Genomic DNA, 26,357 nt, shown 5'->3' with positions numbered 1-26,357 from the left:
TCACCTAATTCTCTTGATCCTATCCTCTGGTCGATGCTGGATCTCGGATCCTCGGACCCTGATCCTCTCGCCCTGGTATGTGAACTCGAACTCATGACCGAACTTGGGTATCCACCTCTCCCTGCCTTGGCAGGAGATGGCCAACATGTTCTTGGTCTCGTCCACCACCTTCCCGCGCAACAGGTGCCCGGGACAGCTGGATTCCACCACCTCGATGTCCAGTCCTATGAATTCTTGTCTCATGAAATCCCTCTTGTCCATGGCTCCTACCGTACCTCGGTCTTGAAGCCCATCTCTTCCAGGGTCTGCGCGACCTTCTTCTTGTGGTCGCCCTGGAGCTCGATCTTTCCTTCTTTGGCGGTGCCGCCGGCGGCGCACTTGTTCTTCAACTTGCGCGCCAGGTCGTCCATGTCTATGTCAGTGGCGTCGATGCCGTCGACCACGGTGACGATCTTGCCGTAGCGCCTGCTGTCAGTGTAGATCCTTACGGACTGCTGTTCTCTGGCGATCTCCTCGCACATGCACAGCTCTTTAGGGAGCCCACAAACCGAGCAAATATCGGCCATTATTGTTCTTCCTCCTTCTGGACGGTTAGGATCCTGGCGATATTGCTCCTTAAAGCCCTGATCTTCCCCGGGTTGTTGGGGGCGCCGCCCATGGCGGCCGCCCCCTTCTCGTGCATGAGCTCGTCCTGAAGCTCGCGGAGCTTCTTGGTGCGCTCGTCCACGTTCATTTTCTTGATCTCAGATACCTTGATTAAAGCCATTTATTCAGCCACCTCCTTCTTAGTGTCCTCCGCCGGGGTATCCTCAGCGGGGTGCTCGGCGATGACCGAGACCTCCTCCTGCTTCTTCAGCAGTTCCGCCAGGTCAGGGTTGGCCAATATGGCGGCCTCCATGCCCATGACGTCTATCTCGGCGGGCAGGCGGGCGCCTGGCTGCATGATCTCGACCTGCACGCCAATGACTCCCGGCTTCAGCTTGGCCACGGCGAACCCGGTACCGACGAACAGCAACCGGCTCTCACCGCAGTATTTTATGTAACCATCCTTGAACTTCTCGGCGTTGAGGTTGGGGTTCTCGACCTCCTGGACCTCGATCTGGGGGTTGTCGTAATGGTAATTGTCCTCGATGGCCTTGGTCAGTGACTTGATGGCCGCTCCCCGGCGCCCGATGACTATACCAGGCCTCTCGACCACCAAGGTCACCCTGGTGCCCATGGGGGTCCTTTGGACGTCCACGCCACCGAAACCAGCGCGGTCGACGGTCTTCATCAGATACTCCTTGAGGAGAACCCTTCTGATGTTCTCCGCCACGAACTTCCTTTCGCTGGCCATTTACTGAACCTCCTCCAGTATGACTTCGATGTTCACGGTCTGCTGGTTCCACGCGGTGCTGCGGCCATGGGCCCTCGGCATGTAGCCGGGGATGGTCCGTCCCAGGTGGGATGATATTATGCGGACGCGCATGTTGTCGGCGTCCAGCCCCTTGTACTCGGCGTTGGCCTTGGCGCCCTTCAGCACCTTGATTATGGCCGCGGCGGCCTTCTTGGGGAAGCGCCCCGGTCCCACGCCGGTCTTGTGCGCCACACCGAAGTTGTGGCGGCGGATCGGCACCGGGCGGCGCAGGTCCACGACCTCTTCCAACATCTGTATGGCGACGTCGACCTTCTTACCCCTTATCATCCGGCAGATCTCACGGGAGAACTTGGGAGAGATAGGTAGCTCCTTGGCGATGGCCTTGGACGTTGTGTCCGGATCAGATTGAGCAGTGTATCCAACCATGTCTTGTCACCTCACTTCAGCGGCATGAACTTGGAGCCCCTGGTCGCACCGACACCTGGACCGGAGTGCTTTACAGCTCCCCTGGTCTGAGCGAATTCGCCCAGGAAGTGTCCGATCATCTCGGGCTTTACCTCGACTTCCTTGAATTCCTTTCCATTGTACACGGCCACACGGCGACCGACAAAGGCCGGCACGATGGGTATGTCCCTGCGGTGGGTGCGTACCACATCCTGTTCTCCGGCCACTATCTTGTCGAAAGTGGTCTTCTGTTCCTCGTTGAGTCCGCGGCGGAAGGACCTTCTGGCCCTGGATGGCAACAGGTCGACCATCTCCTCGAAAGGCATCTCCTGAAGTTGTCCCAGGGTGAATCCGCGGTAGGTGAACTCCTTCTTCCTACGAGCGGTCATCATGCCCTTCTTCTTCCTCTGCTTCCTCCTCGAGGATTTGGTGCCAGTCAGCTTAATATCTTCAGCCATCTAGAATCACTTCCTCTTCTTCTGGGGGGAAAGCCTTCCGACCTTCCTTCCCGGCGGTGCGTTCCTCGATACGGTGCTCGGCTTGCCCACGTGCGGGTGACCTCCTCCGCCGTGCGGGTGATCGACCGCGTTCATGGCCACTCCCTTCACCTTGAAGTATGCCTTGCTCTTGCTGCGGTAAGCATGGAACTTCTTCCCCGCCTTAGCGAAGGGCTTCTCGGAAGCTCCTCCGCCCGCGATTATACCAATGCCGGCGCGGCACCGGGGATCAAAGTTCTTGAAAGCGCCGGAGGGCAGCTGCACCACGATGGAGTCGCCCTTCGTCACCACGGTGGCGTAGGTTCCGGCAGTCCTCACGAACTTGCCACCGTCACCGGGCCTGGCCTCCAGATTATGGACCAAGGTACCTTCGGGTATGTTCGCCAGGGGCAGGACGCTGCCCAGCTTGAGGTCGGAGGTGCCATCCATTGTGACTTGCTGTCCGACCATCAGGCCTTCCACGGCGATGATCTTGTCCTTCTCCCCGTTCTCGAACTTCACCTCGGCCACCGGGCTGTTGCGGCCCGGGGCGTGGATGATGTCCGTAACGGTCCCCGCCTTCATCTCGACATAGGGATGCTTGATCTCTCCCACGTGCCTGTGGCTCGGGGATGTGTAGGTCATGGTCCCGCGACCCCTTCTCTGTTGTCTCAGTTGTCTTCCCATGTTCCCCCTCCTCAGAACACTCCGATCCTCATGCCGATGTCCTCGGCCGAGTATCCTTCAGCTAGCTTGATCACAGCGTGCTTCCCTTCCTTGGAGATCTTGGTCCAGATTTTGTCCACCTTGACCTCGAAGTACTCTTCGAAGGCCTTTTTGATCTCCGCCTTGGTGGCGAAGCGGTCTACGATGAACTCGATCTTGTTGCCGTCCTTGAAATCCTGGGTGGGCGTGCCGGTCATGTAGTTCATGGTCTTTTCCGTCACATACGGGTAAAGCAATACCTTTCTGGCCATGCTTACCACCCTCCTACTATCTTCAATGCGGATTCAGTGAACACCGTCAGTCTGCCGGGCAGTCCGCCCGGGGCCAGATGGCCGGGGTTCAACATCTCGGCGAAGGCCACCTCGACGCCAGGCAGGTTCCTGGCGCCCTTTATCACGGCGGCGTCGCTGCTAGATACTACAATAAGCAGGCTGCGGGGCATGCGGTAAGGCCTGCCGCGCATCTTGCCACGGCCAGCGCGTATGCGTATGCCGTCCTTGGCCCGGACCACGTCGTCGGAAAGCCCTATGCTCTTCAGGACGTCCAGGACCTCATCGGTGCTCTTTATGTCCTCCAGGCGGTCCTCGATGACCACTGGGAGGGTCAGCTCGTCGTTGAACTGGTGGCCGCGGGCCTTGACCTTCTCCACATCCGAAGTGGCGGCCAGGGCCGATAGCTTGGCCAACAACCTCTCCTTCTGGTTGACCTTCATGGTCCAGATCTTCTCGACCCGGGGCGGGTGGGCGCGGCGTCCTCCCACGTTGTTGGGGGACTCGGCACCCTTGGCTCCCTGGGCCAGTCTCTGGACGCGGGCCACGCCGCGTCCCTTGCCCCAGGTGGAGACCGAGTGCCGTATGCCGGCGCCGGGCTTCGGTCCGTAGGGTTGCCTCTTGTTGGACTGCTCAGCCACTACGGCCCTCTGTATGACGTCGGGCCTGAACTGGGTGGAAAAGACCTCGGGCAGAGCCTCGGTCCTCAGGACCTCGCCGTTCAACGAATATACATTAACATCTGACATTGCTTACGCCCCCTGCTTGGATTCGGTGGATATATACACCATCTCAGGCGCTTCCTTCAGGTCCGCCTGCTGTCTCCTTACCGGGTCCCTCATCCGCACTAGCCTCTTGGTCGGGCCGGGCACGGAGCCGTGTATGAGCACGAACGGGTTCCTGACCTCGCCGTAATGCAGGAAGCCGCCCTTGGGGTTGATCTCCTGGCCGCTCTCCCCTACCTTGAGGATGAGCTTGTTGACCTCGGTCCTCTGGTGGTAACCCATCTGACCGGACTGAGGCACCGTGGTACGTACGTAACCAGGCCGCTTCGGGCCCAGGTTACCAACGGCGCGGCGGTGCTTGCTGTTCTTGTGGGACATGAGCTTCAAACCCCAGCGTTTGGTGGCGCCCTGGAAGCCCTTTCCCTTGGTTATCGCAACGACGTCGATCATCCCGCCAGCCTTGGCGAAATCACCGATGGCGATGTCCTTGCCCAGCAGTCCCTTGGCAAACTCGACCCTGGCCTCCATGGTGCCGCCGCCGATGCGCAGTTCCATGAGCTCAGGGCGCTTCTTCGGCACACCAGTGACCAGCTTGGGCTGGGTGAACGCCAGGAGCCTCACGTCCTCGGTGTCGACCTCTTTCATCTTCTTCCAGGTCTTCTCCGCGTCCGCCTTCTTGGGGACGGGCAGCAGCCTGGACAGGTTCTCTTCCAGCTGGGTGGCCCAGACCTCCCCGGCGGTCTTCAGACCGTAGCGGGTGTTCTCGTAGATGCGCACCGCTGCCACCTTCATCGGAGGAACCTCCAGAACGGTGACCGGCACCCTGATCTCCTGACCAGTGGTGGTGCTGCTCTTGCGGTGGTCCACGATGAACGCGTGGGTCATACCTGCTTTGTAACCGGCAAATCCCTGGACCTTCGGGCCTTCGCTGATCTCGGGCCACGAATCCAGTCTCGGTGTCTGTGTGAGGGCCCTCTTCCTCGGACTGAAGCCCTTGGACCCCCTTCTCGGACGTCTTATGTTTGACATGCTTCTCCCTCTTCTTTTCCTGTGAGAGAGCACACTCTCTTTCGCTAACGCCTGTTCTCAAGAGTGTTGAGGTCAGCACCTTCGACCGTGACACCGTCATCGCCCTCCAGAATGTGCCTAGGGGGGCGGCTTAGGGTTGCGTATGCATTGCCCAAGGGGTCTGGTCGAACGTCCTCAGTGCGTTGAGCAGAACTCGCATATTGTCATTTGTATTTAAAACAATCGCTACCCACTATATAAATAAAGGAAAAAGGAAGGTCCTGCTGGACATCGTCAGAGCTTGCCTTCCTTGGCTTTCTTCTGCAGACGGTTGCGCCGTTCCTTGGAGGTGAAGCCGGTGACCTGCTCAAGGAAGGCGTTCCACTTCTTGATGGTCTCCGCGACCACGTCCAACGAGGCGTCCTTGTTGGTGACGGTGTTGATATCCAGCATGGTCTTGCTCATGACCTTGATCTCGATCCTGGTCATGGCCCCGTAGGAGGACACGCAGGAGCCGTTCTCCACCTTGGCCGAGCCAAAGGCGGCCTCCATCATCTTGCGCAGTCCATCATCTTCCAAGTTCCCGTAGTTACCCTTCTTGATGTCGTAATCCATGATGATACCTCTAAAGTGCCAGGTCCTCTTCCAGGTAGCGGTGTACGTCCACCGAGGTGCGCATCACGCCCTCCAGGTCCACCAGCGAGGACCACTCCTTCCGGCATTGGCAGTTGTGACCTTCCAGCAGGTCGGCGTCCTGCTCGAAGTTGAACCTCTCTAGGACGCCGAGCAGCCTCTTGTTGCACTCAGGGCAGTTATGCACGCCCCGCTGGGTGCCGGCACCGCTCGGTGAGGAGAAGATGCGCACGCCCGATATCTCCTTCTTCACCTTGAGCACCTCGAACAAGGACCAGATCCACGGCGGTCGGTAGTCCCCGCGGCGCCACAGCCCCTCCACCAAGGTTTCCTTCTGCACGTTGAGCGGATTGACGGAAACGCTCTCGGACCGCGGGGCGGCGAATCGAACGGACGCCAAGGTGTCGGCGATGGCGTCCCTCTCCGTGAGATAGGGCGGTTTCAACAGCAGGTAGGTCCTCACCGGCAGCCCCCGTTCGTTGCTCGCCTCGGCCGCCCGGACATAGTCCTTGACGCCGAAACCCTTGTGCACGCTGCAGCGGAGCACGGTGTCGGAAGCGCTCTCCAGCCCCAGGGCGATCGAGGCATAGTCCGGCAATTGCTGCAGGACCTCCGGGGTCACGAACTCCGGCCGGCTCTCGAAGAGCACGCGCTTGGCGCCATCGAACGCCCTCAATATCCTGTCCCGAACCTCCACTGGCACCTCGTTCTGGTCCAGGAAGCTCCCGGAGGTGTACAGCTTGACCATGCGCTCCCCCTCGTAACGGGCCAGCACCGTGTCCAGCTGGGCTGAGAGCTCTTGAGGTCCGATGCCCTCGATGCTCTCGGTGTTGTAACCGCACATGGAACAGCCGCCCTGGCGGGACCAGTGACAGCCTCGGGTGCGGAAGATAGCCACCAGGGCCTTCTCCCTCTTCCCCTCGACCACGTCGTCCTCCTTCCAGACCGTCACCGGTTTGGATAGGTCCAGGTCCCTCATAGGCGCTCCATGTCCTTCCATAGCAAATGCCCCTTAGTATTTTAGTGCTGCGCTCCCCTTTACCAATATTTTATATCCTCTCTTCCGAATTTGGCGCCTGGAGAGACCTCATGGCCAGAAAGATCGTTGTCGTCGGAGGGGGAGCGGCGGGGATGACCGCTGCGTCCACTGCCAGGGAGCACGGGACGGACGAGATCACCCTAATAACCGAGGACGAGCACGTGGCCTACTCCCCTTGCGCCATACCCTTCGTCATCGAAGGGAAGATCAAGGACTTCCCCAGCATCGTAATGCACACCCCCGAGTTCTACGAGAGCGAGAGGGACATCAAGGTGCTGGTCAAGACCCGCGTGGAGAAGGTCGACCTGGAGAAGAAGCAGGTATCCACTGCCGACGGAAGCACCCTCGCCTTCGACGCCCTTATCCTGGCCACCGGTGGCACGGTCTTCGTCCCTCCGGTGGAGGGCAGGGACCTGAAGGGCGTATGCCCGGTGAGATGGATATCCGACGGCGAGGTCATCATGCAGCGCCTGCCGGAGGTCAAGCAGGTCGTGGTCGCCGGGGCCGGGGTCATCGGTCTGGAGGTGGCCGTCGCCCTGCACGAGCGGGGCAAGCAGGTAACCGTGGTGGAGATGTTCGACCAGGTGGTCCCCCGTATTCTGGACAAGGACATGGCCAAGCTGGTCCAGTCCCATTGCGAATCCTTAGGCATAAAGTTCGTCCTCGACGCCCCCCTGTCCAAAATAGAAGGAAAGGGGGAGGTCGCCGGCGTGGTCGCCGGAGGCGCTAGCGTCCCCTGTCAAATGGTCATCATGGCCACAGGTGTACGGGCCAACCTGAAGCTCCCGGAGCAGATGGGGCTGGAGATCGGTCCTCTGGGAGCGGTGCGAGTGAGCCCGAGCCTGCAGCCCTACCGCAAAGGAAGGCTGGTCCCGGACGTCTACCTGGCCGGTGACGTGGTGATGTGCCAGAGCGCAGTTGTCGCTGGTCCGACCATGAGCCAGCTGGGCTCCACCGCCGTCCGCCAGGGACGCGTGGCCGGGATTCGCGCCGCCGGAGGGAAGGCCTCGTTCCCCGGGACGGCCAGCCCGTTCATCAGCGTCATAGGCGGGCTGCAGGTCGGCGGGACCGGCATGTCCTGTTCATTGTCAGAATACTATGGCCTCAAGGTCAAGGAGGCAGTGGTCCAAGGTCATTCCCATGCCAGGTACTATCCTGGAGGGAAGGAGCTTACGGTCAAGCTCCTGGCGGACGCGGAGACCGGCAGACTGGTCGGCGGGCAGCTCGTGGGCTACGGCGACGTCACCGGAAGGGTTAACTGGATCACCACCGCGCTGCTCGAGAACGTCACCGTCCAGGAGTTCGTGGAGCGCCTGGAGAACGCCTACTGCCCCCCGACCTCCATGGTCGTGGACCCGGTGAACGCCGCGGCCGAGAAACTGGCTAAAGAGTTTTGAGGCTGAGCGGCAAATTAGATTAATATCCGCGGCTTATCCAGCCCTGAGCATCATGGACGTCGAAGAGCGGTACGCACTAATAGCCAGGAACACCGAGGAGATCATCACCCCGGAGGACCTCAGGGAGGTACTTCGGAACAAGGCCTCGCCTACCGGCTACATCGGCTTCGAGCCGTCTGGCTTTGTGCACATCGGATGGATGGTCACCGCGCAGAAAGTGCGCAACTTCGTGGACGCCGGTTTCCACTTCATCATATTCCTAGCCGACTGGCACGCCTACATCAACGACAAGCTTGGCGGGGACATCGAGAACATCCGCGTCTGCGCGGAGTACATGAAAGACTGCTTCGAGGCGCTCGGCGTTCCCCGGGAGAACGTCGAGTACAAGCTAGCCTCCGATATAATGGACGACATCGATTACTGGGAGACGGTGATGAAGGTCGGGAAGGCCTCCTCCCTGCAAAGGGTGAAACGGGCCATGACCATCATGGGCCGCAACGAGGACGAGGCCGAGGTAGATTCGAGCAAGGTCATGTACCCGCTGATGCAGGCGGCGGACCTGATATTCATGGACGTGGACGTGGCCTATGCCGGTCTCGACCAGCGCCGGGCCCATATGCTGGCCCGCGAGGCCGCGGAGAAGATGGAGATCAAGAAGGCGGTAGCCGTGCACACGCCGCTTCTGCCCGGGCTCAAGGGCGGCAACCGCATGGACCCAGTCGCCTCCAAGATGTCCAAGAGCGACCCCGAAGGGGCGCTGCTGATCCACGATTCGCCGGAGGACCTCAAGAGGAAGCTGAGCAAGGCCTTCTGCCCCCCGGAGACGGAAGAGAATCCGGTCCTAGCCATAAGCAAGTACGTGCTCTTCGAGAGGATGGACGTATTGCGCTTCGAGCGCCCGGAGAAGTTCGGGGGGAACATAGAGTTCCATTCCTACGAAGAACTGGAGCGCACGTACCTGGCGGGCAAGCTGCATCCCATGGACCTGAAGAACGGCACCGCGGCCGCCCTGGCCGAGGTGCTGGCGCCCACCCGCGAGTACTTCAAGAAGAAGCCGGAGAACTACGAGCGCATCAGCCAAATAATATCCGGGGTCAAGAAGCTGCGCTGATCATCTCAGCGTGCGCAGATAGGCCATGGACTTCTGCAGGCAGATGTTGAGGATGGCCTCCGCATCGCCCACGCCGACCAGTCCGGCCGCCCCGCCGTGGCCGCCGCCGTCGTTGTCCGTCTCCTCGCCCACGTCCCCCAGCAATTGACCGAGGTGCAGGCCTTTGCGCACCAGGTCCTGCCTGGCCCGGGCGCTCAGGCGGAACTCCTGGTTACGCTGCGAAGCGACGAAGGCTATGTCCGCCCCCAGGTTGAGGAGGGCCTTGCACACCGACGATTCGAAGGAACTGCCCTGCGACACGGCCACGATGTACTCGCCGACACGTTCGAAGCGCAGGCGCTGCCCACCCTTCATCTGTGCCACCCGCTCGGAGATGTCCACGGGCGATTCTGTAATGGCCAGCACCTCCTCCATGCTCAGGTTCGACCCTTCTATCAGGGAGGCGAAGGCCCTCAGGGACCCGGGATTGGAGAAACGGAAATGGCCGGTGTCGGTAAGTATCCCGGCGCACAGGGCCATGGCCATGTCGCGGGTGATGGGCCTCCCGGCCTTCTGTATAATTTCCAGGACAAGCTCGGCGCAGGAGCGCTTGCTGTCATCGCAGAGGTAGGTGCCGCGCCCCTCCCATTTCGTAGAGGGGCAGTGATGGTCGATGATGATCATATCCCCCTGCATCTGACTGAAGATGCCCAGCTGCTCCGGCGAGGAGGTGTCCAGCACCACGATGAGGGGATAGCTCCGTTCTACGCGGGTCAGTAGCTCCATTCCTAGGCGTGCGGAGACGTTCTTGGAGGTGCGGTCCAGTCCTTCCACGGGGAATATCACCGCGGGAGGGAAGGCCTTGGCCAAGGCGTAGGCGCTTCCCAACGCGTCCGGGTCGGCGTTGCCGTGGACCAGGATGAGCTTGTCCGATGACAGCCTGCCGATGATGTCTTCTATCATCCGGGGCAAGCAACGCCTCCGGCCAATATCCAATTTGTTGTTAAAAGTAGGAAAGGGGGGAGGATCATTCGTCCTCTTCGTCCACCTTTTTCGGGGCGCCCTGCTGGGCTCCCAAAGCACGGTTCAACTGTTCCTGGAGGCTCTGGAACTTCTCCTTAAGCATCTTCTCCTGGCGGTCCAAGCTCTTGATCCTGATCTCGGTGGTCTCCTTGTCCTCCTCGATCTCCTTCAGGATGGCAGGGTTGTCGTTGACCTTGATCATCAGGGAGCCGACGCTCTTATACAATATTCCGTCCGCAGGGACCTTCTTGAGCTCCTCGATGGTCATGTCCATCTCTTTCAGCATGGCGTCCATCCTGATCTTCTGGCTCATTACGGTCTGCAATTGCTGTTGAAGCTGCTGGAACTGGGCGATCTGATTCTGAAGTTTGGGGCTTATCTCATCCATCGATTTCACCGACCGTTTCACTCATTTTTTCCGCTATGCTCATCCATCGGATGTAGGAATTTAAAGCTGCCCTCAGGGCAGAAAGATCGTCCGCGTCCAGCTCAAGGGTCATCGAACCCTCCGAGGAACGGACGTCGGCCCTGGTGCGGGGGATCTCCCTGCCCGCCTCCGGACCTATGGCCTGAGCCACGTTGAAGGCGTAGGGCGAGCGCACCGCCAGGGTGGCTCGGAACATTTTACCGGCCCTTTATTATCTTCTTGACGTTGGGCCGCTCCTTGTAGAACAGCTTGAAGCCGCAGTTCTCGCACTGCATGCCCACAGCGTTGAGGTCGGAGCGGATGGGTTTCTCGCACTGGCCGCACTTGTATGTCAAGTAAAGTTCACTCCTTGCTTTGTGCCTCGGCGACCTCCTTGGAGATCGCCTCCCTCATCCTGGGGGTGTAGCAGCCCGCGGCGAACTTGGTGTCGCAGTGCCTGCAGGCCCATATTCCGGACGCCACCCTCTTCACGTTCTTGTGGTGGCAGCTGGGGCATTCGAACTTCGATCTCTGGACCTTCTCGATGTCCCTCGTAAGTTTCCTGGTCACCACGCCGTATCTGGCACCGAATCTGCCAGAGCTACCGGCCTTCAAGGTTCTCTTCGCCATTGCTATCACCCAATCAGTTTTCTTATTTCGACGCCAAGCCTGCGGGAGGTGTCGATCACGTTCTTGACCTGCTCCAGCGTGAGCGCCCCGCTCAAGCCCTTCTGCATGGCCCGCAGGTCCCCGTTGTCGTCAGTGGTAACGGTCAGCCTAGCTGCCGCGACCTTTTCTTCGTCGAGAGTCGGGTCAACCAATATAGAGTTTTCTATCTGCACCGCGGTGACGGACACCGGCACGCACCTTACAGGCATAGGGTAGTCCTCTCCCAGGCCATTGGCGGCCGCGGGCACGACGGCGCTCTTGATCGCCGCCACCGCTCCCAGGGAGCAGGCGTCGAAAAGGTTGCCGTCGAAGTCCAGGACGTATATGTCCACGAAGTTGATCCAGACCTTCTTGCCGGGCTCGATGCACAGCTTGTCCAGATCGATCATCTGGCTTTCCCTGATGCCCCTGTCGACGACACGGGCCAGCTCTATAGAGTTCTCGTCCGGGGGTCCGGACTCGAAGCTGGGGGACGCCATCGGGATTAGCTCGGCGTTGGTGGAGAGCACTCCCTTGTTGGGCGTGTCAGCAAATGGCTCGCCCACGGCCATCTTGACCCCGACGATCACTTCGGTATTGCCGATTTTGACGCGGGAGGAGCCCTCGGCGGTCTCCACCACGTGGGTTTGGATGGATATCTCGCGGAACTGGTCCCAGGCCCGGCCATCGACGCGCTTGCCGTCGGCGATCAGTTTGTGGATATGGTCCCTCTTGATCTCGGAAACGATGGATCTGGACATTTTCAGGCCTCCTCGGTCATTTCCTGAGGTTCGTCCTTGGCCTCGTCCTCCGCCTCGCCGTTAGTGATGGCGTAGCGGCGGCGCAGGGCGTCCTTCTGTATCTCGTAGATCTCGCCGCAAGCCTTGACGCCCAGTTCCAGGGCTCGGTCGAACTCGGCCTGGGTAAGGTGTCCATCCATCTGCATCAGCAGGATCTCCCCGGTGCGGGGGATCATAGCTATCGGAAGATCTGCCTGTCCGAAGTTGTCCTCTTCCTTGTTCAGGTCCAGGACCACCTGGTTGTTGACCTTGCCCACGGCCACCGCGGGCACGATGTCCCTCATGGGGATACCGGCGTCAGCGAGGGCGACGGAGGCGGCGATAAGCCCGGCGCACCTGGTGCCGGCGTTGGCCTGTAGGACCTCGATGTACACGTCGATGGAGGTACGGGGGTAGTTCTCGGTGAACACCACGTGCTCCATCGCTTCAGATATCAACTTGGATATCTCCACCGACCGGCGGTCCGGTCCCGGCCGCTTGCGGTCGGAGACGGAGAAGGATATCATGTTGTACTTGCACTGGACGATGGCTTTGGCCGGGTTCTGCATGTGCCGGGGGTGGCACTCACGGGGGCCATAGACGGCCGCCAATACCTTGTTCTTCCCTATCTCCACGTACGCGGAACCATCGGCGCTCTTGAGCACTCCAGCCTCGATCTTTATGGGCCGGAGCTCATCCACCTTCCGGCCGTCGATCCTTATACCATTTTCATCGATGAGCTTCATATCAGAATTTCCACCCATTTAAAACACCTCACTCTTCCTTGCGATATACCGATTCCAGGAATTCCTTCACCCGCTCGGTCAGTTTCAGGGTCTGCGCTCCCTCATCTATCATCTTTATGGCCTGCATGGCGTGGACCATGTCCTCCATGTTGCCGTCCATCCATATCCTGCCGTTCTGCCCGATGAATATGCGGCAGTTGGTGTAGGTCTTGATCATCTGGATCATGGAGCCGTTCTTGCCTATGACGCGCGGCACCTTGCTGTGGGCGATCTCCACTATCTGTCCGCCCTGCAGCTTGCGCAGCCCCTGTTCCTTCATGGTCACCTGTACCCGCTTGGTCTCGTCCACCGAGAGGACCTTGGCCAGCAGGGTGTCCCCCACTCCAAGGTATCTCGAGGTGTCCCCGAACTCCACGCGCCAAGGCACCTCGTTCACGTGCAGCGGCGCCGGGTATGGCGAGTAAATGTCCACCAGCCAGTTGGATGGGCCGATGTCGATGACCTTGCCGATGATCAGGTCCCCCGGCGCAGGTATGTACCTTCCGCCCAGGGCTATGACGTTCACGAAATTGGCCTTGACGCTCTTTATGCCTAGCATGGCGGCGAAGATCTTGCCGTCATGGACATAGGTCCCCTCTCCGGGCTTCAAGGTTCCGGCGTCCAATACATCGCCGGGAAGCACCAGTTCTCTGGTCATGTTCTCTTGGTTCATTTGATCAACTCTTGGAATATCATATATGATATCATTTCAACTGCTTCGTCTCCGCAGTGCCGTGGGTCTTGTGGTTAAGCCTGTTGAACAGGTCGTCCCGCATACCGGCGGGTATCTCCACCACGCCGATCCAGTCCCCGTTCTTCTGCCACTCTTCCTTGGTTATCTTACCCATCTCGGTCATGTCCTCGTAGCAGCGGCCGTACTCATCGGCCTTCAGTCTGACCGCGATGCGCACCTTGTCGAACCTTATCGGTATCAGCGGGCGCAGCTTGTCCAATACATGCTGCACCTGTAGGTCCACCGGCTTGAAGGCGTCGATGTGGACCTTGGCCTCCTCCATGGCCATCTCTATCCTGGCCGGGGTGTGCGGCCCCCCGGTCTGGGGGTTGATGGCGTTCCGGGCGATGGTGGCTATGATCTGTAGCCGTTTGCTCTCCAGCATCTCCTTTCGCTGCTGGGCGGTGAGCTGCACCTCGCCCTTGAGGATGATGACCTTAGCGATCTCCACCGCATCGATGGTGCCGAAGGCCTCCTTCATCTTATCCTCGGAGGCCTTGGTCCCCTTGTGGGCGTTCTTAAAGATCTCGTCGATGACCATGTAGTCTATCAGGTCGACCTCCTTGCCCTCCTTGAGGTGGTTGACCACCTTGGGGTCTATGAGGACCTCAAAAGTCTCGCCGTGGGATTCAAGGCGGGCTACGATCGCCTCTTCCAAGTCTACCATCTACTCTCCAGGTCACTCCTTGTTGACCTTGGCGATGAAGGTTTCCACCTCAGCCTCGTCCAGGCGGCGGAAGTTGTCTCCGTGTCGAACCACGCCGATCTCCACGCCTTTGGGGTTGAGCTTTTCCTCTTCGGTGGCCTTCTTCAGGGCCTTGAGGCCCAGGGTCACGGCTTCCTCCATGGTCATACCTTCCTTGTAGTCCTCCTCGAAGACCTCCATGACCACGTTGCGTCCGGCTCCGATGCTCCCGGCCTTGTAGGACACGAGCGCCCCGCTGGGGTCGGTCTCGAAGAGATGTTCGCCTTGATCGTCGACCCCGGCGACCAGGAGCGCGGTCCCGAAGGGGCGCACTCCGCCGTATTGAGTGTAATTCTGCTTGTAGTCGCAGATCCTCTTCACCAAATCCTCGACCCCGGCCCTCTCATCGTAGGTGATCTTGTTGATCTGGGCCAGGACGCGGGCCTGGTCCACTAGGATGCGGGCATCAGCGACCAGACCGGAGGTAGCGCAACCGATGTGGTGGTCTATCTTGAATATCTTCTCGATGGATTTGGGCTCCATCAGTCGGCTGGCGATCCTCTTGTCCACGATGAGGACCACGCCATCCTTGAACTTCAAGCCGACGGTGGTGGTGCCGCGCTTGACCGCTTCTCGGGCGTACTCCACTTGGAAAAGGCGCCCGTCAGGAGAAAAAACCGTTATGGCCCTGTCATATGCCATCTGTCCTGGTTGCATCTAATCACTCTCCAATTATCCTCGATTCACGCCACCTAAGTTATCAAGACCTATATATTTCTTGGGGATTATTCGAAAAAATCTGTGAGCGGTCCAGTCATCCCCGCCGTTGCTCATCGGGGAAATATTTTTCCCGAAGGGTCCTCAGGGTCCCGGATGTGCTCAAGGTAACGATGGTGAATGGGGTGCCGGGCCTTGGTCCCAACGCCTTCAGTATAGAGTCCTTATCCACAGGAGGACAACGGAATATCCCCTTTCTTCCGTCGAACTGAATCATCTTGGGAGCTTTGATCCCTCGGGGGAATAGGGCGGATATTATGAACGACAGCAGCTCCTCGTCGGAGACGCGGTGGTCTGTCTCAAAGGCGATGTAACGGCGGCGTCCCCGTTTCTCCTTGACAACCATCAGGCCGTCCTCATCTGCCCTTGAACGATTCCACGATGCTATTGAACTTGACCCCGGTGAGCACGACCAGCACCCTCATGTCGCCCTTTATGTTGGGGTCGACGGCGCAGCCCCAGATGATGCGGGCGCGCGGGTCCACGGCCTCACTGACCAACAGGGCGGACTTCTCGGCCTCGGTGACGGTCACGTCCTCCCCTCCGACCACTCGGACCAGGGCACCCTTGGCCTGCTTGACGTCCACGTCGCCCAGCATGGGCGAGCCCAAGGCGTCCTCGATGCAGCGCTCGGCCCTCACACCGTATTCGTTGGACTCGCCGATCCCGATGAGGGCCATGCCCCCGTTCCTCATGATGGTCAGGAGATCGTTGAAATCGATGTTGACTAGGCCGGGTTTGGTCAGGGCGTCGGTGATGCCCCGGATGCTCTGCATGAGCACCTCGTCAGTGACCCGGAACGCCGCGTCGAGGGGAAGCTTGGGCACAAGTTCCAGCAACCGGTCGTTCTGCAGGACGATGGTGGTGTCACACTTCTCCTTCAATCTCTCCAGGCCCTTTATGGCGTTGTTCATGCGCACCGCGCCCTCCGCCTTGAAGGGCAGAGTTACCACGCCGATGGTGAGGGCCCCGGCCCTCTTGGCCATGTCCGCCACCACGGGTGCGGAACCGGTGCCGGTGCCGCCACCCAATCCGGCGACCACGAAGACTATGTTCTGCCCGTCCACGTACTTCCAGAGCTCGTTCTCCGACTCCTCGGCCGCTTTCTGACCCACCTCGGGGATGGCTCCGGAGCCCAATCCCTTGGTCATGCTCCGACCCATCAGGACCTTGTGGGGTGCTTGAATGGAAAGAAGGTGTCTGGCGTCAGTATTGCAGGCCACCAGGTTCACGCCCTCGACGTTGCCCTGGTACATCCGTCGTATGGTGTTGGAGCCGCCGCCTCCGCAGCCTATAATGGAGATCTTGATCTTGAGGGACTCCACCAACCTCGTCAGTTCATCATCATCGGCACAGGCCTGGCTCAGAGGCTTTTCCTCGGTCTCCGGTTTGAACAGATCATCGAATAAAGGGTAAATGGCATCCACCCGTTGATGAATATTCTATAAAGTATAAAAAGACAAGGAATACCAGTCGAAGGGCTATTCCCCATCGACCACTTCGAAGGTCACGCCGCAGGACGGACAGGTCCGGTCCTCTGGTTCAATATGCACCCCGCACTCGGGGCACACCTCTCCCAAGAATGTGCCGCACTCACACGAACCCCGGCTCTCGTCGAACACTTTTCCGCAAAACGGGCACTGTACCAGGTGCACATCCTCGAAGCTTTCATGACAATAAGGGCACTGTTTCTCTCCATTATCAATCTGAGTGCCGCAGCCGGGACAATAAAACTTCCCGTCCTCGTCGGCGATGATAGCGCCGCACTCGCAGCTGCTAGAATCCTTGTATACCAAACGGCCGCACATGGGGCATTCCATGCTCTCCATGTCTGGGTAGGTAGCGTTCACTTCAACCTCCTCGGGAGTGTACACCTTTTGACAGTAAGGGCAGAAACCTGTGCGCTTTAAACAAGTGATATGGAACACCTTACCGCATCCACATTTGATGTGAGGGAGCCCGGACTTCAGCTTGCCCATGCATATCTGGCAGACCACGCCTTCGGCCCTTACCGGGCGGATCTTCACCTTGGTGTCCGCCCGACTCAACGGTTCTAGGCGGTCCTCGTGAAAAGTCCAGTTACCCCTCGCATCCCTCCCTTTTTTTACTCCTTTTTTTACTATTATATAATACAGTGGGAACAAGGCGGAAACCCCCAGCGATCCCAGGAATAAGGTCAGGAGCACTTTGAATCGCATTACCTTACGATTTATATAACTTACCCTCTCATTATTTGTATCGGACATGTACAGGGAGTGGACATCCGCCGATGGCATTCTCCGTTTCCAATACACGCAATCTTTTTCTTCCGAAAGCCTTGTTGTAAAATTCAACCTTAAACTATGTTAGCCTAAGTAATTTTAATAATTATTAAATTATATTGTTAAAAATATTGTTTACAAAATATTTAAGTGCAATCCAATCCATTCATCAGCTGGCAATGACCAGGATGTCCCGGTCATTTTAATTTTGCATCAAGGCCTTCTTTTATTAACGTCCCAATTCGGACTCATCCAAAATCAATACAATCATTCACATGCATGATTTCCATAGGACTTGAGCACTTCACTTGTGATCCTAAAGCCCCAGTCTATTCGCCAAATATGTAATGTAATCCTCCATCGGGATATCTATGAGGGATTTGTCCACAGCTGTCTGCTTCGATACTGCGCAGTCGAGATGAATCCTGCACTTGGGGCAAGTTGTTAGGAGTCTCCTTGCGCCCGTCCCCTTCGCTTCTGTAAGCTTCTCAATCTGCATCTGTTTCGCTACATTCCCGCAAGAAAGCCAGGCACTAACTCCGCAACACGCTGACTTGTCTCTATTGTTTGCCATCTCTTTGATTTCCACTCCTGTCATCTTCAGCAGGTCTCTAGGAGCATCATAGACCCCCAGGTGTCTCCCTAGTCTGCAGGGATCGTGATAGGTGACAGTATCAGTGTCCTTCCCTTTAGTTTCAAGATTAATCTTACCCTCTTTCGCTTGTTCAGTTAAGAGCTCTGTAATGTGCATCATCTCATAATCCAAATCACCTGCAATGTCTTGGTAATCGATCTTCCATGTCCTGTAACATTCTGGACAAGCAAAGACTATTCTCTTGGCTCCAGACATCTTGACGGCTTCAAGGTTCCTGTCCATGAGCTTCTCGAAATTATCATTGTCCCCCGCCCAGTTCAAGTCATGCCCACAACACACCTCCTGATTTGAGACAACAGGAACTATGCCTGCATGATTCAGTAGCTTTATCGTGGAGATGCTTGATTGAATCAAGTTCAGATTTCTATCATAGAAAATGGCATCAAGATGCTGAGCGCATCCAACGAAAAATAACGTATCCCCCTTCTCTGCTATCTTAACATTCTCAGGCACCCATCCGAGCCGATCCTGCTTCTCCGTATTCGCCATTATTCTCATCATGCTATTGAGCAACCCTCCCTGTGAACACTCCGGTTGGTTGCCCAATCGAACTGCTTCCGCCCTAATTCCTTGAATGAACCCAGAATAATCCACCTCATATGGGCACATCGAATTGCACATTTCGCAGGTGATGCATTCCCAGATGTCCTTATCATTAGCCAGGTTGTCAGATATGCCCTCCAAAGCTCTTAATACGATGATCCTTGGGGAAAAATCCTTGTTGATTTTCGCAACAGGACAGACGCTAGTGCACTTCCCGCACTCAACACAATTATGTGCTTTCATGTCTGCAACAATGTTGTCGATTGCCCTTTTGCTAAACTGATTTTTTTCCCCTTCGATTATTTTCGGCATGGGGCTCGGCCCCATCGAGCTCAAATCCAGCGACATCGACTGCTCAAAAATGCGAAACTTGGACGTCTCGGAAGCGGAAATCCATTCGGTCCTTAATCTTCCCTCCCCTAGTCCAATGTACCTTAAGACCTTCTGCAGCGCCTCAACCCTCTCTTTGGCCTTCTTGTTGCCGTCGATGTATCGACAGTCATCCATCCTACAGCCAACCACGGCCACACCATCGGCTCCGTATTCAAATGTCTTCATTATAAAAGCGGGATCGACTCTTCCTGTGCATGGGACCCGCACGATTTTCACACTGGGAGGATAAGAGAGATGATGTAATCCTATTAGAGAAAGCGCAGGGTAGCTACACGAGTTACAAAGGAAAGCAATGATGGTCGGTTCGTATCGTCCAGAATCCATCATTCCATCTCCAAAACTAAAGAACGGACTGATGGCATTATCTGGTCCGAAACATAGTTAGTTACTTCGACCGCTTTGTTGCAACATGTAACGGCACAGACACCGCACCCCCTGCAAAGGATCTCATTTACCTTAGCTACTTTTTTGCCGCTCTTCTCGACGATCTCAATCGCTTTGAATGTGCATGCCTCTGCGCATCTCCCACATCCACGGCACCGCTCCTCGTTCACGAATGCCACATTTCTGTCCATCATGATATATCCAGTTTTCAGAATATCGATAACTTCGGCGGCGGCGCTCTTCGCATCTTCGATTGAATATCGAATACCCTTTGGACCCATGGCACATCCAGCGATGTATATACCCCTCCTTATGTCCGCTGGTAGCATCGGATTTACATCCTTGTAGAACATATCGATGTCGGTCGGGATATGGAGCATCTTGGACAGTTTCTCGGAGCCCACGCTCGGTTCTTGACCGACCGCAAGAATCACAAGATCGCTCTTGATGTTGAGGAGGCAACCGGCATCGGTGTCTTCTGCCCTGACGAAAAGTTGTCCATCCTCGTTTACGATCTCTGCAACCTTACCCCGAACGAATTGGATACCTATCTCCTTGGCTTCATTATATAATCTTTCAAATCCTCTATATGGACCGCGAAGATCAATATAATGGATATATACTGTTGTTTTGGGGTTGATCTGCTTGATTTCTTTTGCAGTCCCTATGGCATAAGTGCAACATACCAACGAACAATTAAGGCTCCCACGTACTAGGTCCCTAGAGCCGACACATAAGACAATATCAACAGTCTGTGGTTCTTTGCCATCTGAGGGTCTTTTAATACCCGTATTATATGCATCCTTCATCAATTTGACAAACTCCATCGTTGTCACGACGTCTTTGTTTGTATCATAATTATACTCTGGAATCTTGTTAGGATCAAAGGTTTTTGATCCGGTGGCAACGATAATAATGCCGACATCGAACTCCTTAATATTACCATTTTGGCTCACTCTGATTTGTCGATTACCAAAACAACCTGTGATTTGATCGATCTCCGAATTGAGTAGTAGCTCAATGTTAGGATTTTCTATAATTTCATCGATTTTCGGAGTAAAAATGCACCCCTTGCAGTACGCCATACAACAAATTCCACAGTTGTGAGTCGGGAAGGTGGTCTCAAGTTGATATGCTCTGCCACCAAGTTGCTGCGTTCTTTCTACAAGGTATACTTTAAAACCAGCGCTTGCTACATGAAGGGCTGCCGCCATTCCCGCCACCCCGCCTCCAATCACAAGCACGCTGTCTTTCACTGGAACTTTGATATCCTCGAGCGGTTCAAGCCTTCTGACTCTCTCTAGACCGGCCAGCATAATAGATTTGGCCTTTATAGTCGCTTCCTTCTTATCAGGAGTAACCCAAGCGCACTGCTCTTTAAGATTGACCATTTCGAATAGGTACTTATTCATACCTGCAAGAGTAAGACCATGTTGGATATACACACCCTGAATCGCTGGAACCCCTCCACCGATGAGAATGCGATCAAACTTCTTTTCAAGATATCTCCCGATGAGATATTCCAGACCTTCCTTTGATGAAAGCTCTTGATATATGCCAACATCTACAACATCCTCATATTGGCTAATGAACTTCGCTAAGGACTCGAGATCGATTCTTCTACTGATCTCGCCACGCCCACAGCACAAGAAGACACCGATTCTCTTACTTTTCTCCGGATTCATGCAATCCAACCTTTTTGTCAAGGAAAATTAAAACATCGCATTTCTTCGATAGTGATTTGAGTCATCAGGGAACTATTTCATCCCTAGCCTTACGCTCATTATCACTAACAGTCATACATACAAATTTCACTTATATTTTAGTCTTACTCCCTCCGAGAGGCGCCGATAATATATAATCAGCCTTGTATAAAATTCAACCTTACACTTTGTCGGCCTAAGTGATTTTAATAATTATTAAATTATATTGTTATAAATATTATTAATAAAATATTTAAATTTGGTCTAATCTATTCTCCAGCTGTTCAAGGAAGATGACTGGATTGGTTGCCACAGTCATTGAAGTCACGAGTCAGCAGTGAAAAATCGAAGTAATTATATGCGATAATGAGAAACGAGTAATCCGATGTTTATATTAAAATCATCGAAAAGAATTATAAAATGTCAAAATATAAACATTCTTATCGAGAACAAAATCGTTAATCATATATATGGTAAGGTTTCCTACCCCGGGTAAGCCGGTATTTCATGGTGAAGCAGATGATGTTTAAGACCAAAGTGCCCTTTGTATGCGAAGGAAATGGGGTATGGCGTTGGGCAAGCTCACATTATTTGCGACTGGATGAATTGTGGGGGGAGAAAAAGCTGATCCATGAAGGAAATGATTTAATGAACCAAAGGGTCGCAGAGAAAGGTTGTGCCCCATCGTTCCTTTTAAGGATACCACAGATAGAATTGCTTTCTATGGATCAAGACCAGAGAGGGAGGGAAGTGGAATGACCAATCAAGAAGGTGCAGTGATGGTGGTCGGCGGAGGCATCTCCGGCGTCCAGTCTGCCTTGGATTTAGCCGAATCTGGATTTAAGGTATATTTAATAGAAAGCAAAGCGAGCATAGGGGGAATCATGTCTCAGCTGGACAAGACGTTCCCGACGAATGACTGTTCCTTGTGCATCCTTTCTCCTAAGCTTGTCGAGGCCGGAAGGAACCCAATGATTAAGATGATGACGCTGACGGATGTGATCGCCGTCGAGGGGGAGGCGCCCAACTTCGTCGTCACATTAAGAAGGAACCCTCGTTATGTTCGTGAGGACCGATGCGTGGGTTGTGGGCTGTGTGTCGAGAAATGCCCGTCGAAAGTAGACAACGAGTACGATGTAGGCATGGTCCAGAGAAAGGCGATTTATGTCCCTTACGCGCAAGCCGTGCCGATGAAATATTCCATCGACGCCAAGAAGTGCTTTTACCTTATAAATAAAAAATGCGGCAACTGCAAGAAGGTATGCCCGGCGGACGCGGTCGATTTCGAGCAGAAAGAAACAATAGAGAAGATCCAAGTCGGGGCGATCGTCCTTGCTCCGGGCGGTGAGGTCTTCAACGCTAAGCTGAAGAAGGAGTACGGCTACGGTGAGTACAAGAACGTCGTCACCTCCCTCGAGTTTGAAAGGATTCTCTCGGCCACCGGTCCCTACCAGGGACATATTATCAGACCGTCGGACAACAAGACCCCCGCCAAGGTGGCGTTCCTGCAATGCGTCGGGTCGAGGGACGCGAAAGTGGGGAACAACTACTGCTCAAGTATTTGCTGCATGTCCGCCATCAAGCAGAGCATCATCGCCGGCGAGCACACCGCAGGCCTTAAGCCCACCATATTCTTCATGGACATTCGCGCCTACGGCAAGGAGTTCGAGGACTACCGGAACAGTGCGGAGAACGATTATGGCATAAGGATGCTGCGCAGCTCCAGGGTCGCCTCGGTCGAGGAGGTTCCCGAGACTAAGAACCTCATCGTCCACTACTCTCACGGCACGGAGAAGATATCAGAGGAGTTCGATTTGGTAGTGCTGTCCGTCGGCTTCAAACCGCCAGCTTCAGCGCAAGAGCTGTCCAAGGTCATGGGCATCAAACTGAACAAATACGGCTTCGCGGAGACCAGCGTCTCCAACCCCTTGGCCACTTCCCGGAAGGGTGTCTATGTGACCGGGACATTCGGTGCCCCGAAGGACATCCCTCAGTCAGTCGCTGAAGCTTCGGGCGCCGCTTCCAAGGCAGGAGCACACGTTTGCACGAATCGTGTCCACCATAAAAAGACCGAGATCGCTCAAATATCGGTTGAGGGAAAGGAACCAAGGATCGGCGTCTTTGTTTGCGATTGTGGTATTAACATCCTCGCCACAGTCGACGTACCAAGGGTGGTGGAATATGCCAAGACCCTGCCCAATGTCGTTCATGCGGAGGAAGGTAGGTACACCTGTTCCGCCGACTTCCAGGAGAGGATTAAGCAGAGGATCAAGGAGCTAAACTTGAACAGAGTGGTAGTCGCTTCCTGCACCCCCAGAACGCACGAGCCGTTGTTCCAGAGCACTATCGAGGAAGCGGGTCTGAACCCGTATTTGTTCGAGATGGCGAACATCCGGGACCATTGTTCTTGGGTGCACCGAAACGAACCGGAGAAGGCCACTCAGAAATCTATGGACCTGGTAAGAATGGCCGTGGCAAAATCCCGGCTCATCGGCCCTCTGAGTCGTTCTAAGTTCAATGTCGGACATACCGCAACGATCATCGGAGGGGGAATCGCTGGACTCACAGCGGCTTTGGACATCGCTGCCCAAGGTTTCAAAGTGGATCTTCTGGAGAGATCCGATGCCCTTGGTGGGAACGCCAAAAGACTGTACCTGGAGGAAGACGGAAAGACAGGCAGAATGATCGCAGAGGAGTTAATATCAAAAGTGACTTCGAACGATAAGATCACGGTCCATCTTGGCGCCAAGATTGATGACATTACAGGTTTCGTGGGTAACTTTAAGATCAAGATGCCAAGCGGAGAGATCGACACGGGCGCCATTGTAGTTGCCACTGGGGGAGAGGAGTACAAGCCAACTGAGTACTTGTACGGTCAGGACGAGCGAGTCATGACCCAGCTGGAGTTGGCAAAGCGTATGGCGGAGAAACCCCTGGATGCCAAGACCGTGGTCATGATCCAGTGCGTCGGTTCGAGGAACGAGCAAGTTCCTTACTGCAGCAGGGTTTGTTGCACGACGGCGATCAAGAACGCGATAAACATCAAGAAGAAAAGTCCTGGAACGGCAGTCTACATTCTCCACAAGGATATCCGAACTTACGGATTCAAAGAAGATTACTACACTATGGCTGGCAAGATGGGAGTGAAATTCATTCGTTTCCCTGAGGAAGGATACCCGCATGTGGAGAAACACGATAATACACTCTGTGTGCAGGTCAAGGACGTTATCCTAGGAGAAAAAGTCCAGTTGCATCCCGATGTGGTGGTACTGAGCACAGGTATCGGACAGCCAGATGGCAACATAGAACTGGCCAGGATACTCAAAATCCCCCTCAGCAAGGATAAGTTCTTCTTGGAAGCTCATATGAAGCTCAGGCCCGTGGACTTCGCCAAACAAGGAGTCTTCCTGGCTGGTCTGGCACACTGGCCCAAGTTCATGGAAGAGAGTATTGCCCAGGCGTCCGGAGCAGCTGCGAGAGCAATGACGGTGATATCCAAGGATGTCATGGAAAGCATAGCACACGTAAGCACGGTGGACGAGTCCAAGTGCAGGGGATGTGGCAGATGCGAGGCAGTGTGTAAGTTCTCGGCGGCAACAGTGCAGGAGGTCGCCCCTGGGGTTTTCAAATCAAGAATCAATCCAGCGCTGTGCAAGGGCTGTGGCGCCTGCGCCGTGGCTTGCTGTAACGGAGCAATCAGTTGTCAGAATTTCACCGACAAGCAGATTCTTGCAATGGTCGAGACCTGTCTCGTGGAGGCGGTAAAGTGATAACCGAAGTGGAACCGAAGATAGTCGCGTTCTGTTGTAATTGGTGCTCCTATGCCGGGGCCGACTTGGCTGGAGTGAGCAGGTTGCAATATCCTCCAAACGCAAGGATCATAAGGGTCATGTGCACCGGCAGGCTGGAGCCTGAGTTCGTATTGAGAGCGTTCGAGCTTGGCGCCGATGGAGTGCTCATAGCTGGATGTCACATTGGATGCTGTCACTACATTTCGGGAAACGAGAGGGCACAAGAAAAGGTCGCCATGACGAGCGAACTCCTGGACGTCCTGGGGATTGAGAAAAAGAGATTGAGATTGGAATGGATCTCTGCTTCCGAGGGACGAAAGTTCGCCGAGACCATGCATGAGTTCGTAAAGGAACTCAAGGCGATAGGCCCAAGTCCTCTGATGGGGGGAGCCAAATGACCAAGATTGAAACGATCATCGAGGACGCAGGTGCATTTGATTGTGTAGAGTGTGGAAAATGCACCAGCCTCTGCCCCGTGGCGAAGCTGAACCCCAACTTCGCGCCAAGACTAATCGTGGTCAAGGCTCAGGCGGGCATGGAAGCAGAGGTCAAGTCCGATAAGGACATCTGGTCCTGCATCACCTGTGAAATCTGCAATGACATGTGCCCGTATAAGGTGGACTTCTCAGGCTTCATCCAGAGGATGAGGGCAGAAGCTATCGAAATGGACAATATTCCGCTCTGCAGTGAGGCTGGGGCGATTCATACGATGCAACGCCTGACCGGGAAAGGGCAGAAGCAGAACAGGCTGGTCTGGCTGACGGATGATCTGAAGGTGAAGGACAAGGGAGAAGTCTATTACTTCACAGGGTGCACGTACCAGCTGGGTATCCAGTTCAAAGACAAGGCCGCGGAGCTGAAGAAGGTCCCGGCGAGCGTGGTCAAGATCCTCAATGCCGCAGGAATCGAGCCGGTGGTCAGCAATGACGAGGTCTGCTGCGGTCACGACCTTATATGGTCTGGTAATGAGGCCGTCTTCAAAGAACTAATGAAAAAGAATGTTGAGACGATAAGGGCGACGGGAGCAAAGACCGTGGTGTTCTCCTGTGCTGAGGGCTTCCGAACTTTCAGCATAGATTATAAGGACTTTTTAGGGGACTTGGGCTTCGAGGTCAAACATATTTCTGAATACCTGCTCGATTTGATTGAACAAGGTAAGCTGGATTTCAAGGAGTCCAATGTGAAGGTCACATATCACGATTCATGCAGGATGGGAAGGCACATGGGCTACTATGATGAGCCTCGGGAACTTCTCAAGGCAATGAACGTTGAACTTGTGGAAATGCCCAGCATCAGAGAAAAGGCAATCTGTTGCGGAGTCAGTGCCTTCGCGAGTTGCAGTGAAGTCTCCAGAAAAATGCAACTGGAAAGGCTGATAGAGGCCAAGGGTACGAATACTGGTGTAATGCTCACCTTCTGCCCGAAATGCCTCATTCACTACAATTGCATGCTATCGATGGAAAAGAAGCCTGCGGAACTCGAGAACGTCGAGTTAGTCGTTAGAGATTTCAATAATTTTATAGCCGAGCAACTGAAAGGGGCTACGGAGAAAATGTCCGTAGGACAAAATATAAGTCAAGTAGTTGGGAATCTCAGCAAAACGGAGAATATTAAGGGAGGCGAATAA

General features: G+C 55.4%; 32 protein-coding genes. 5 read left to right on the top strand and 27 right to left on the bottom strand.

Features of this window, described 5'->3' with window-relative positions:
• The 12 genes from NT131_05835 to NT131_05780 form a co-directional block, all read right to left on the bottom strand.
• Positions 1-243, bottom strand: a complete 243-nt coding sequence (locus NT131_05835; GenBank protein MCX6651156.1) for a ribonuclease P protein subunit — start codon at positions 241-243, stop codon at positions 1-3.
• A 23-nt stretch (positions 244-266) separates the two neighbouring features.
• Positions 267-566, bottom strand: a complete 300-nt coding sequence (yciH, locus tag NT131_05830; protein MCX6651155.1) for a stress response translation initiation inhibitor YciH — start codon at positions 564-566, stop codon at positions 267-269.
• A complete protein-coding gene (gene rpmC / locus NT131_05825) occupies positions 566-766 on the bottom strand; it encodes a 50S ribosomal protein L29 (GenBank protein MCX6651154.1) in 201 nt (66 codons plus the stop codon). Before rpmC ends, yciH begins: the two co-directional genes overlap by 1 nt.
• On the bottom strand, positions 767-1,336 hold the full coding sequence (locus NT131_05820; GenBank protein MCX6651153.1) for a KH domain-containing protein: 570 nt from the start codon (positions 1,334-1,336) through the stop codon (positions 767-769). It lies immediately after the preceding gene.
• Complete coding sequence (locus NT131_05815; protein MCX6651152.1) at positions 1,337-1,783, bottom strand: 50S ribosomal protein L22; 447 nt, start codon at positions 1,781-1,783, stop codon at positions 1,337-1,339.
• A gap of 11 nt (positions 1,784-1,794) precedes the next feature.
• Entirely contained in the window at positions 1,795-2,259 is a 465-nt protein-coding gene (locus NT131_05810; protein ID MCX6651151.1) for a 30S ribosomal protein S19, read from the bottom strand.
• A 6-nt stretch (positions 2,260-2,265) separates the two neighbouring features.
• Positions 2,266-2,964 (bottom strand): 50S ribosomal protein L2, encoded by a 699-nt coding sequence (locus NT131_05805; GenBank protein MCX6651150.1) that lies wholly within the window; start codon positions 2,962-2,964, stop codon positions 2,266-2,268.
• Between the two features lie 11 nt (positions 2,965-2,975).
• On the bottom strand, positions 2,976-3,254 hold the full coding sequence (locus tag NT131_05800) for a 50S ribosomal protein L23 (GenBank protein ID MCX6651149.1): 279 nt from the start codon (positions 3,252-3,254) through the stop codon (positions 2,976-2,978).
• A gap of 2 nt (positions 3,255-3,256) precedes the next feature.
• Positions 3,257-4,021 carry a 50S ribosomal protein L4 gene (rpl4p, locus tag NT131_05795; protein ID MCX6651148.1) on the bottom strand — a complete coding sequence of 255 codons (765 nt, stop codon included), beginning with the start codon at positions 4,019-4,021 and terminating at the stop codon, positions 3,257-3,259.
• Positions 4,022-4,024: 3 nt separating this feature from the next.
• On the bottom strand, positions 4,025-5,026 hold the full coding sequence (locus NT131_05790) for a 50S ribosomal protein L3 (protein ID MCX6651147.1): 1,002 nt from the start codon (positions 5,024-5,026) through the stop codon (positions 4,025-4,027).
• A 273-nt stretch (positions 5,027-5,299) separates the two neighbouring features.
• Entirely contained in the window at positions 5,300-5,620 is a 321-nt protein-coding gene (locus tag NT131_05785; protein ID MCX6651146.1) for a DUF5611 family protein, read from the bottom strand.
• Between the two features lie 10 nt (positions 5,621-5,630).
• Positions 5,631-6,638, bottom strand: coding sequence for an archaeosine biosynthesis radical SAM protein RaSEA (locus NT131_05780; protein ID MCX6651145.1), 1,008 nt, complete (start codon positions 6,636-6,638; stop codon positions 5,631-5,633).
• A gap of 89 nt (positions 6,639-6,727) precedes the next feature.
• Here NT131_05780 and NT131_05775 point away from each other — a divergent pair, with 89 nt between their 5' ends.
• Together NT131_05775 and NT131_05770 are read left to right on the top strand one after the other, a co-directional pair.
• Entirely contained in the window at positions 6,728-8,074 is a 1,347-nt protein-coding gene (locus NT131_05775) for an FAD-dependent oxidoreductase (protein MCX6651144.1), read from the top strand.
• 52 nt (positions 8,075-8,126) lie between these two features.
• Complete coding sequence (locus NT131_05770; GenBank protein MCX6651143.1) at positions 8,127-9,185, top strand: tyrosine--tRNA ligase; 1,059 nt, start codon at positions 8,127-8,129, stop codon at positions 9,183-9,185.
• Here NT131_05770 and NT131_05765 read toward each other — a convergent pair whose 3' ends face one another.
• The 15 genes from NT131_05765 to NT131_05695 all read right to left on the bottom strand — a co-directional run bounded on the left by NT131_05765 (position 9,186) and on the right by NT131_05695 (position 20,921).
• Positions 9,186-10,127 carry a DHH family phosphoesterase gene (locus NT131_05765; GenBank protein MCX6651142.1) on the bottom strand — a complete coding sequence of 314 codons (942 nt, stop codon included), beginning with the start codon at positions 10,125-10,127 and terminating at the stop codon, positions 9,186-9,188.
• Between the two features lie 64 nt (positions 10,128-10,191).
• Positions 10,192-10,575, bottom strand: a complete 384-nt coding sequence (locus NT131_05760; GenBank protein ID MCX6651141.1) for a prefoldin subunit beta — start codon at positions 10,573-10,575, stop codon at positions 10,192-10,194.
• Positions 10,568-10,810: a KEOPS complex subunit Pcc1 gene (locus NT131_05755; GenBank protein MCX6651140.1), complete on the bottom strand. Its 243-nt coding sequence runs from the start codon at positions 10,808-10,810 to the stop codon at positions 10,568-10,570. The genes NT131_05760 and NT131_05755 overlap by 8 nt, the downstream gene beginning before the upstream one ends.
• Position 10,811: 1 nt before the next feature.
• Positions 10,812-10,949: a DNA-directed RNA polymerase subunit P gene (locus tag NT131_05750; protein ID MCX6651139.1), complete on the bottom strand. Its 138-nt coding sequence runs from the start codon at positions 10,947-10,949 to the stop codon at positions 10,812-10,814.
• A gap of 7 nt (positions 10,950-10,956) precedes the next feature.
• The gene (locus tag NT131_05745; GenBank protein MCX6651138.1) at positions 10,957-11,223 is read right to left on the bottom strand and encodes a 50S ribosomal protein L37ae; all 267 of its coding nucleotides are present in this window, start codon (positions 11,221-11,223) and stop codon (positions 10,957-10,959) included.
• Positions 11,224-11,228: 5 nt separating this feature from the next.
• Positions 11,229-12,002 carry an exosome complex protein Rrp42 gene (rrp42, locus tag NT131_05740; protein ID MCX6651137.1) on the bottom strand — a complete coding sequence of 258 codons (774 nt, stop codon included), beginning with the start codon at positions 12,000-12,002 and terminating at the stop codon, positions 11,229-11,231.
• A 2-nt stretch (positions 12,003-12,004) separates the two neighbouring features.
• Entirely contained in the window at positions 12,005-12,784 is a 780-nt protein-coding gene (gene rrp41 / locus NT131_05735; GenBank protein MCX6651136.1) for an exosome complex exonuclease Rrp41, read from the bottom strand.
• A 10-nt stretch (positions 12,785-12,794) separates the two neighbouring features.
• Positions 12,795-13,478 carry an exosome complex RNA-binding protein Rrp4 gene (gene rrp4, locus NT131_05730; GenBank protein ID MCX6651135.1) on the bottom strand — a complete coding sequence of 228 codons (684 nt, stop codon included), beginning with the start codon at positions 13,476-13,478 and terminating at the stop codon, positions 12,795-12,797.
• A gap of 31 nt (positions 13,479-13,509) precedes the next feature.
• Positions 13,510-14,205, bottom strand: coding sequence for a ribosome assembly factor SBDS (locus tag NT131_05725; GenBank protein ID MCX6651134.1), 696 nt, complete (start codon positions 14,203-14,205; stop codon positions 13,510-13,512).
• A 12-nt stretch (positions 14,206-14,217) separates the two neighbouring features.
• Positions 14,218-14,940 carry an archaeal proteasome endopeptidase complex subunit alpha gene (gene psmA / locus NT131_05720; protein ID MCX6651133.1) on the bottom strand — a complete coding sequence of 241 codons (723 nt, stop codon included), beginning with the start codon at positions 14,938-14,940 and terminating at the stop codon, positions 14,218-14,220.
• A gap of 97 nt (positions 14,941-15,037) precedes the next feature.
• Positions 15,038-15,346, bottom strand: a complete 309-nt coding sequence (locus tag NT131_05715; protein MCX6651132.1) for a hypothetical protein — start codon at positions 15,344-15,346, stop codon at positions 15,038-15,040.
• Between the two features lie 10 nt (positions 15,347-15,356).
• Entirely contained in the window at positions 15,357-16,427 is a 1,071-nt protein-coding gene (gene ftsZ, locus NT131_05710; protein ID MCX6651131.1) for a cell division protein FtsZ, read from the bottom strand.
• A 54-nt stretch (positions 16,428-16,481) separates the two neighbouring features.
• Complete coding sequence (locus NT131_05705) at positions 16,482-17,186, bottom strand: hypothetical protein (GenBank protein MCX6651130.1); 705 nt, start codon at positions 17,184-17,186, stop codon at positions 16,482-16,484.
• A 391-nt stretch (positions 17,187-17,577) separates the two neighbouring features.
• Positions 17,578-19,176 carry a hydrogenase iron-sulfur subunit gene (locus NT131_05700; GenBank protein ID MCX6651129.1) on the bottom strand — a complete coding sequence of 533 codons (1,599 nt, stop codon included), beginning with the start codon at positions 19,174-19,176 and terminating at the stop codon, positions 17,578-17,580.
• Entirely contained in the window at positions 19,176-20,921 is a 1,746-nt protein-coding gene (locus NT131_05695) for an FAD-dependent oxidoreductase (protein MCX6651128.1), read from the bottom strand. Before NT131_05695 ends, NT131_05700 begins: the two co-directional genes overlap by 1 nt.
• 773 nt (positions 20,922-21,694) lie before the next feature.
• Here NT131_05695 and NT131_05690 point away from each other — a divergent pair.
• Genes NT131_05690 through NT131_05680 form a run of 3 tightly spaced genes read left to right on the top strand, consistent with a single transcriptional unit; the run spans position 21,695 to position 26,357 of the window.
• Positions 21,695-24,709 carry a CoB--CoM heterodisulfide reductase iron-sulfur subunit A family protein gene (locus NT131_05690; protein ID MCX6651127.1) on the top strand — a complete coding sequence of 1,005 codons (3,015 nt, stop codon included), beginning with the start codon at positions 21,695-21,697 and terminating at the stop codon, positions 24,707-24,709.
• The gene (locus NT131_05685; protein MCX6651126.1) at positions 24,706-25,128 is read left to right on the top strand and encodes a hydrogenase iron-sulfur subunit; all 423 of its coding nucleotides are present in this window, start codon (positions 24,706-24,708) and stop codon (positions 25,126-25,128) included. The genes NT131_05690 and NT131_05685 overlap by 4 nt, the downstream gene beginning before the upstream one ends.
• Positions 25,125-26,357, top strand: a complete 1,233-nt coding sequence (locus NT131_05680) for a (Fe-S)-binding protein (protein ID MCX6651125.1) — start codon at positions 25,125-25,127, stop codon at positions 26,355-26,357. The genes NT131_05685 and NT131_05680 overlap by 4 nt, the downstream gene beginning before the upstream one ends.

It is taken from the genome of Methanomassiliicoccales archaeon, assembly GCA_026394395.1.
Taxonomy (GTDB): domain Archaea; phylum Thermoplasmatota; class Thermoplasmata; order Methanomassiliicoccales; family UBA472; genus UBA472.
Note: the sequence above shows the minus strand (reverse complement) of the source record. Positions and strands in the feature narration are given on the sequence as shown.